Raw genomic sequence first — 6,858 nt, 5'->3', positions numbered from 1 at the left:
TCCTCGCCGCCACCGCGGCCGGGGCGGCACCCTGGTGCCCTTCGAGGCGCCGGACCCCACCCCCCGCTGCGCGGACCACCGGGGAGGCGGGGCGTCAGGCGTCCGGCGCCGAGAAGACGAACGAGAACTCCGTCGGCTCCGGCCACAGGAAGTACCGGGGCAGCGGGCCCGGGCCGCAGGACTGGGAGCCGATGCCGTGCAGACGGTGGTCCAGGTGGACCCAGACCGTGTCGCCGGGGATCAGATCGGTGCGGTGCCGGGCGGCGTCCAGGTGCTCGGTGGTCCAGGGCCTGGCCGTGAACCAGAACTCCGGGTCGCCGTCGGCTCGCAGGCCGCCGATCTCCGCCCAGCGCACGTTCGCGTGGGCGCCGTTCTCCTGCGGGCGCACGTAGGGCGTCTGGAGCTCCCGGACGCTCGCGTCCCACAGCAGGTCCTTGGACGCGGTCCGAGTGTCCGGATACGACTCGTTGCCGCCGCCGAACCAGAAGACGGTGTCCTCGGCGGTGGCTCCCACGAGTCCGAAGCGGATGCCGAGCCGGGGCAGCGGCACCCGCCAGTCGCCCTCCGGCACGACCGAGACGGTCAGCCGGACGTGCGTGCCGTCGGACGTCCAGCGGTACGCCGTCCGCAGGCCCACCTCCCGGCCGGCGGGCGCCACCCGGGTCCGCACGGTCAGGGCGTCGCCGTCCGTCTCGACGGCCTCCAGCCGGTGCCGCACGCGGTGCAGGCCCAGCTCGCGCCAGAGCGGCCCGTACCGGGTGTCCGGCTGCCAGGGGGCGCCGTCGTCGTTGTCGGTGGTCGCCCGCCACACGTCCAGGCGCAGATCGCGCACCGGCACACCGATGAGGGTGCGGGGCGCGCCGGTGCGGGTGTCGAAGACCGCCGGGCCCAGGGTGACGCGGTCCCCGTCGACGGTGGGCCGGACGCCGGCCGCGGCGGGCAGCGGGGCGCGGCGGGCCACCGTTCGCTGTGCCCAGGCCACCTCGTGGTTCCTTCCGGCCCAGGGCAGGTCCTCGGCGAGCCGCGCCTCCACCGTCCACTGCACCTCCTCGCCCTTGCCGTCCGGGGGCTCGGGCAGCTCGACCTCCGCCGACTCCCCGGGGGCGAGCGGCGGCACGGTGAGCCGGTGCGTCCCCGTCGGCCAGCCGTCCACCTGGTAGGAGAACGAGAACTCCAGATGGGACAGGTCCGCGAAGTCGTACCGGTTGGTCACCCGTACGGTGCCGTCCGTGTCGCCCGCCTCGATGCGGACCGGCTCGACCACCTTCTTGAACTCGGTCAGTCCCGGTGAGGGGGTGCGGTCGGGGAAGACCAGTCCGTCGCAGACGAAGTTGCCGTCGTGCAGCTCCTCGCCGAAGTCGCCGCCGTAGGCGTACCCCAGCTCCGGGTGCCGGATGCCGTGGTCGATCCACTCCCAGACGAAGCCGCCCTGGAGCCGGTCGTACCGCTCGAACAGCTCCTGGTACTCGGCGAGTCCGCCGGGGCCGTTGCCCATGGCGTGCGCGTACTCGCAGAGGATCAGCGGCAGCCGCCTCCTGCGGAGGGTGCCGCCGTCCAGGCCCCGGGCGACCCGCTCCACCTCGGCGTGCGGCAGGTACATCCGCGCGTACACGTCCGTGTCGCGGCAGCCGAGGTCGCCCTCGTAGTGCACCAGGCGGGAGGGGTCCCGGTCGTGGATCCAGTCGGCCATCGCGGTCAGTCCGCGCCCGGTGCCGGCCTCGTTGCCGAGGGACCACAGCACGACCGACGGGTGGTTCTTGTCCCGCTCCACCATGCGGGCGGCGCGGTCGAGCAGGGCGGGGGTCCAGCGGTCGTCGTCGACGGGGTTGTCGCGCCACTCCTGCTCGACGAAGCCGTGGGTCTCCAGGTCGCACTCGTCGATCACCCACAGCCCGTACGTGTCGCACAGGTCGAGGAAGGCCGGGTGCGGGGGGTAGTGGGAGGTGCGGACGGCGTTGACGTTGTGCCGCTTCATCAGCAGCACGTCCTCGCGCATGGTGTCCGGGTCCAGCGCGCGGCCCCGCTCCGGGTGCCACTCGTGCCGGTTGACGCCCTTGAAGAGCAGCGCCGTGCCGTTGACCTTGATCAGGCCGTCCTCCAGGACGACCGTGCGGAAACCGACGCGCAGCGGGACCCGTTCGCCCGCCGTGGCCAGCACCCCGTCGTACAGCCGGGGCGTCTCCGCCGTCCACGGCTCGACCGGGAGCGTCACCGGCTCGCCGGTGGCCACCTCGACGCCCAGCTCCGGCACGGTCACCCGGCCCTCGACGTCGGAGTCGACGCGCAGGGTGCCCTCGCCGGTGACGTGGTCGTAGGAGGCGTGCACGAAGAAGTCCCCGGCGGCGCCCTCCGGACGGTGCAGCAGCGTCACGTCGCGGAAGATGCCGGGCAGCCACCACTGGTCCTGGTCCTCCAGGTACGACCCCGCCGACCACTGGTGGACCCGGACCGCGAGGACGTTCCCCGAGGGTTCCAGCAAGTGCCCGACGGCGAACTCGTGCGGCAGCCGCGACCCCTTGAACTCCCCGAGCTCCGTGCCGTTCAGCCACACCCGGGCGCACGACTCGACCCCGTCGAAGCGGAGCACGGCCCCGCCGCCGGCGGGCCAGTCGCCGGGCAGGTCGAAGGCGCGCAGGTGGTCGCCGGTCGGGTTCTCGTCGGGGACGTGCGGCGGGTCGACGGGGAAGGGGTACAGGTGGTTGGTGTAGATCGGCGCGCCGTGGCCCTGGAGGACCCAGTGGCCGGGCACGGTCACCTCCGCCCAGTCCCCGGCGTCGTACCCGGGTTCGGCGAACGACTCGTCCTCGGCGTCCGCGGTCGGTGACACCCGCAGGCGCCACCTGCCGTTCAGGGACAGGGACGCCGCGTCCGAGGACGCGTACCAGGCCCGCGGGGGCAGGGTCCCGCGGCCGGGGGAGACGTCCTCGACGTAGCCGGTCGCCGGGGTGCGCAATGACATGGCTCTCCTAGTTCAGCCCTTGATGCCGGTCTGCGCGACGCCCTGGACCAGCCAGCGCTGGAGGAACAGGAACACGCACACCAGGGGGAGGATGGAAATGGCCGTGGCCATGAAGACGAGGTGGAAGTTGACGGTCTGGTTGGTCATGTAGGAGGAGAGGGCCACCTGGACGGTCCAGGCGCTCGGGTCCTGGCCGATGACCAGCGGCCACAGGAAGGAGTTCCAGCCGCCGATGAAGGTGATCGTGGCGATGGCGGCGAAGAAGTTCAGCGAGTTGGGGACGACGACCCGCCAGTACGCGCCCCCGTACCCGAGTCCGTCCACCCGCGCCGCCTCCTCCAATTCCCTGGGGAACCCCAGGAAGTACTGCCGGAAGAGGAAGCAGGTGAAACCGCTGAAGAGGCCCGGGACGATCAGGCCCCGGTAGCTGTCCACCCAGCCGAGCGACGAGACCAGCACGAAGCTGGGCACGAAGGTCACCGCGGTCGGGACCATCAGGGTCACCAGCACCGCGTGGAACACCTTGTTCGCGTGCCGGTACGGGATGCGGGCCAGCCCGTACCCGGCGAGCGAGCAGACCAGCAGCGTTCCGACGGTGTGCAGGACGCCGACGACCGCCGAGTTCCACAGCGACCGGGCGAAGTCGACCGTCGGATCCTCGAACGGCTCGGTGACGTTGGCCCATTGGACGTCGGTGGGGAAGAACGCCCACTCCTCGCCCGTGATCTGAGCGTCGGTGGACAGGGCGTTGCGGACGATCAGGTAGAAGGGGACGAGGAAGAGCAGCGCGGCGACACCGGTCGCGGCGTACAGGCCCGCCGAGCCGATCACGCTCCCGCCCCGGACGCGGCGCGGCCCGCGGTCCTTCGGGGGCGCCTGCGGCTTCCCCGCCCCGGGCGCGGTGGCGGTCACTTGGCTCCCTCCGCCCTGCCGAAGCCCATGATCCGGCCCTGGAGCAGGGTCACGAGACAGATCAGCAGCGTCAGGACCAGCGCGCCCGCACTGCCCGCGCCGTAGTCCTGACTGTCGCCGAGCGCCTTGTGGTACAGCTCGACCAGCGGCGGGCGCCCCCAGGTGGTCTTCGACAGCAGGTTGAAGAACTCGTCGAAGGCCTGGTACGCCGCCACGAGCAGCAGCAGGACCACCGCCGTCGAGGTCGCGCGCAACTGCGGCAGCGTGATGTACCGGAACGTCTGCCAGCCGGGCCTCGCCCCGTCGACGGCCGCCGCCTCGTACAGCTCCGGCGGGATGTTCTGCAGGGCGGCCAGGAAGAGGATCATGTAGAAACCGGCCTGGAGCCACAGCCGTACGGTGACGATCACCAGCCAGTACCAGGGCGGATCGGGGCTGGCCAGCCAGGCGATGCCGTCGACGCCGAACCAGCCGAGCACGGTGTTCGCCAGCCCGAAGCGGACGCCGTTGAAGACGGACATCTTCCAGATCAGCGAGGCGGCGACGTAACTCACCGCCGTCGGCAGGAAGAAGACCGACCGGAAGAACGCCCGCAGGAACCGCAGCCGGTTCACCGCCAGCGCGAGCGCCAGCGACAGCGCCCAGGTGGTGGGCACGATGATCGCGGCGAAGACGGTGAAGGTGACCAGCGAGCCCGTGAACTCGTCGTCCGTGAGCATCGTCCGGTAGTTCTCCAGGCCGACGAACTCGCTGGGCGTCACCGTGAAGCGGGCCTCGAAGAACGACAGCCACGCGCTCCACAGGATCGGGACGTAGACGAAGACCAGCAGGCCGGTGAGGAAGGGGCCGGTGAAGAGCCAGAAGGCCAGGGTGCGGCGGGCCCCCGGTCCCCGGCGCGACCGGGGAGGGGAGGCCTTGCCGGAGGCGGGCCGGGCGGCACCGCGCGCGGTGGTGGTCGGCATCTCGTGACTGCCCGTCCGCCGGCCTAGCCGAAGAGCTTGTCGAGTTCGCGGTTCACCTTCGCGTCGGCCTTGTCCAGCTCGGCCTCCGGGTCACCGCCCTTGCGGACGCAGTTGGCGAGGACGTCCTCCAATGCCGTGATCATGGCCTGGGTCCAGCCGATGTTGTCGAAGTGCCCGAACTCGTGGAAGAGCCGCACCCCCTCGGCGGGCAGACCCGACGTGAGCCGGTCGGCGGACTCGGCGATCGAGGTACGCGGCGGGATGTGGAAGCCGTAGGAGAGCGCCCAGTCCTCCTGGTAGTCCTTCCGGTCGATCCACAGCCACTTCACGTACTCCCTGGCCGCCTCGACGTTCCTGCCCTTGGCGTTGACGAACATCGACCAACCGCCGTTGTAGACCGCCTGCTTGCCCCCGCCGGTGACCTTCGGGAAGGGGAAGATCCCGAGGTCGTCCCCGAGGGCTTCCTGCATCTGCGGCATCGCCCACATCCCGCACCACTGGATGGCGGTCAGCCCCTGGTTGAGCGCGGAGGGGTCCCAGAAGTCGGTGGGCGCGTCGAGCAGCAGATCGCCGCTGGTGAACAGCTTGCGCAGGGTGCGGAAGCCGCCGACGACGCCGTCCGTGTGGTAGGCGATCTCGTTCCTGTCGTCCAGGGTGTCGGCGCCGGACGCCCAGATCAGGGGGTTGACGATCGAGTGCAGGGTGTTGCCGAGGTAGATGCCCTTGACCTTGTCGTTCGTCAACTCGGCTGCCGTAGCCAGGAGTTCGTCGAGCGTCCGCGGCACACCGACGCCCGCCTCGTCGAACAGCGACTTGCGGTAGAAGAAGAACTGCGGGTCGTCGATCATCCGGATGCCGTAGATCTTCCCGTCGACCGTGTGCGACCGGATGTCGGCCGGGTTGAAGTCGTCCTTCACCGGCTCGATCAGGTCGGTCAGGTCGGCGACCTGGCCGCTCTCGACCAACTGGATCTGCGGGTGGAACTCGAAGACGTCCGGGGCCTTGTCGGTGAGCAGCGAGGCGAACAGCTTGCTCTCGAAGTTGGAGCCCGTGATCCACTGCGTGGTCACGTGCGCCTCCTCGTAGGCCTTCGCGTACCGCTTGACCGCCTGCTCGGTGCCGGCTTCGCCGTAGGCGTGGAAGTACTGGACCAGGGTCCCGCCCGAACCCGCACCCGATCCCGAGCCGCCTCCACGGCCGTTGTTGCCGCCGCACGCGGCGAGGCCGCCGGCGGCGGCGAGGCCCAGCGCGGCGCGGAGTACTGCTCGACGGTCCCAGGGGCTGTTGCTCATGGCCGGCATGTCGACGTCCTTGTCTCGAGTGCGGCTTGCGGCGGGTGGCGCTCAAGGACTTGCGGTGCGCGGGACGTTAACCTTCGGCCAACACTTCGGCAAGGGGTCGGACGAAGTCCGGTCGACGCGCCGGGGCTCGTTCGTGATGACGAACAAGCCGCCCCGGCAAGGGAGTCAGCGGCGCCTGCTGGGAGCGCGGTTCCGGGCGCCCTTTCCCGCCGACTGCAACGCGCCCTCCAGCGCGAACGTCGCCGCGCCCAGGCACACGGGGTCGGTCGGGATGGGGGAGAGGACGATCCGGGTGGCGGCCAGCGGGCGGCGGAGCGCGTGCCGGGTGACGGCCTCGCGCACCGCGTCGAGCAGGGGCTCGCCGAGTGCGGCCGCGACCCAGCTGCTGAGCACGACCACCTCCGGGTTGAACAGGTTGATCAGATCGGCGATCCCGGCGCCGAGGTAGCGCGCGGTGTCCCGCAGGACCCGCACCGCCACCGGGTCGCCGTCGCGCACCCCGCGGGCGAGGGCGTCGACGGTGGCCGTCTGGTCCCCGGGGTGCAGCAGCGGGCTGTGCGGGCTCGCCTCCCGCAGGTTCCGCATGATGCCGGGCGCGCCGGTGTACGTCTCCACGCAACCCTGGTTGCCGCAGTGGCACGGGCGTCCGTCCAGGACGAGCGTGGTGTGGCCCCACTCGCCGGCGCTGTTGCTCACGCCCCGGTGCACCCCGCCCCCCAGGACC

At 71.3% G+C, this 6,858-nt stretch carries 5 protein-coding genes; all 5 read right to left on the bottom strand.

Translation table 11 applies throughout. The annotated features are described in order from the left end of the window. Nucleotides 1–94 precede the first annotated feature (94 nt). On the bottom strand, nt 95–2,959 hold the full coding sequence (locus B7L92_RS09755) for a glycoside hydrolase family 2 TIM barrel-domain containing protein (RefSeq protein WP_081237042.1): 2,865 nt from the start codon (nt 2,957–2,959) through the stop codon (nt 95–97). Between the two features lie 12 nt (nt 2,960–2,971). After that, a complete protein-coding gene (locus B7L92_RS09750; protein WP_081237041.1) occupies nt 2,972–3,871 on the bottom strand; it encodes a carbohydrate ABC transporter permease in 900 nt (299 codons plus the stop codon). Next, nucleotides 3,868–4,833: a carbohydrate ABC transporter permease gene (locus tag B7L92_RS09745; protein WP_081237040.1), complete on the bottom strand. Its 966-nt coding sequence runs from the start codon at nt 4,831–4,833 to the stop codon at nt 3,868–3,870. Before B7L92_RS09745 ends, B7L92_RS09750 begins: the two co-directional genes overlap by 4 nt. Nucleotides 4,834–4,856: 23 nt before the next feature. Beyond that, nucleotides 4,857–6,134, bottom strand: a complete 1,278-nt coding sequence (locus B7L92_RS09740; protein ID WP_170102192.1) for an ABC transporter substrate-binding protein — start codon at nt 6,132–6,134, stop codon at nt 4,857–4,859. A gap of 165 nt (nt 6,135–6,299) precedes the next feature. Beyond that, nucleotides 6,300–6,858, bottom strand: a 559-nt coding sequence (locus B7L92_RS09735) for an ROK family protein (protein WP_143626279.1), incomplete at its 5' end; no start/stop codon positions are given.

Source organism: Streptomyces viridosporus, assembly GCF_002078235.1.
GTDB classification, from domain to species: Bacteria; Actinomycetota; Actinomycetes; order Streptomycetales; family Streptomycetaceae; genus Streptomyces; species Streptomyces viridosporus.
The sequence above is the reverse complement of the archived record's forward strand: the minus strand, read 5'-3'. Positions and strand labels throughout refer to the sequence as shown.

Excerpts from the sequence above, each read along its gene's own strand:
- B7L92_RS09755 (WP_081237042.1), bottom strand. The coding sequence starts at position 2,959 with ATGTCATTGCGCACCCCGGCGACCGGCTACGTCGAGGACGTCTCCCCC.
- B7L92_RS09745 (WP_081237040.1), bottom strand. The coding sequence starts at position 4,833 with ATGCCGACCACCACCGCGCGCGGTGCCGCCCGGCCCGCCTCCGGCAAG.
- B7L92_RS09740 (WP_170102192.1), bottom strand. The coding sequence starts at position 6,134 with ATGCCGGCCATGAGCAACAGCCCCTGGGACCGTCGAGCAGTACTCCGC.